This is a genomic window from Glycomyces mayteni, assembly GCF_042428885.1.
Lineage (GTDB): Bacteria > Actinomycetota > Actinomycetes > Mycobacteriales > Micromonosporaceae > Glycomyces > Glycomyces mayteni.
Window position 1 is genome coordinate 1 of the sequence record NZ_JBHMBP010000016.1, and the last position, 902, is coordinate 902.

The following is a 902-nucleotide window of genomic DNA, read 5'->3' on the forward strand; positions in this document are numbered from 1 at the left end:
CGCCAGGTGGTGGATAAGATCGGCCACCTCTGCGATTACATCCTGTTCGACTCGGCGTGGGTGGGCTATGAGCAGTTTATCCGGCACTGTTGCAAAGTTAGCGATGAGGCAGCCTTTTGTCTTATTCAAAGGCCTTACATTTCAAAAACTCTGCTTACCAGGCGCATTTCGCCCAGGGGATCACCATAATAAAATGCTGAGGCCTGGCCTTTGCGTAGTGCACGCATCACCTCAATACCTTTGATGGTGGCGTAAGCCGTCTTCATGGATTTAAATCCCAGCGTGGCGCCGATTATCCGTTTCAGTTTGCCATGATCGCATTCAATCACGTTGTTCCGGTACTTAATCTGTCGGTGTTCAACGTCAGACGGGCACCGGCCTTCGCGTTTGAGCAGAGCAAGCGCGCGACCATAGGCGGGCGCTTTATCCGTGTTGATGAATCGCGGGATCTGCCACTTCTTCACGTTGTTGAGGATTTTACCCAGAAACCGGTATGCAGCTTTGCTGTTACGACGGGAGGAGAGATAAAAATCGACAGTGCGGCCCCGGCTGTCGACGGCCCGGTACAGATACGCCCAGCGGCCATTGACCTTCACGTAGGTTTCATCCATGTGCCACGGGCAAAGATCGGAAGGGTTACGCCAGTACCAGCGCAGCCGTTTTTCCATTTCAGGCGCATAACGCTGAACCCAGCGGTAAATCGTGGAGTGATCGACATTCACTCCGCGTTCAGCCAGCATCTCCTGCAGCTCACGGTAACTGATGCCGTATTTGCAGTACCAGCGTACGGCCCACAGAATGATGTCACGCTGAAAATGCCGGCCTTTGAATGGGTTCATGTGCAGCTCCATCAGCAAAAGGGGATGATAAGTTTATCACCACCGACTATTTGCAACAGTGCC

General features: G+C 52.9%; 1 protein-coding gene and 1 pseudogene. One reads left to right on the top strand and one right to left on the bottom strand.

Features of this window, described 5'->3' with window-relative positions:
- Positions 1 to 81: pseudogene (locus ACFFXY_RS25310) on the top strand (hypothetical protein); the annotation flags it as partial.
- A gap of 53 nt (positions 82 to 134) precedes the next feature.
- Here the strand turns inward: ACFFXY_RS25310 and ACFFXY_RS25315 are convergent.
- A complete protein-coding gene (locus ACFFXY_RS25315; RefSeq protein ID WP_001067855.1) occupies positions 135 to 839 on the bottom strand; it encodes an IS6-like element IS26 family transposase in 705 nt (234 codons plus the stop codon).
- Positions 840 to 902 lie beyond the last annotated feature (63 nt).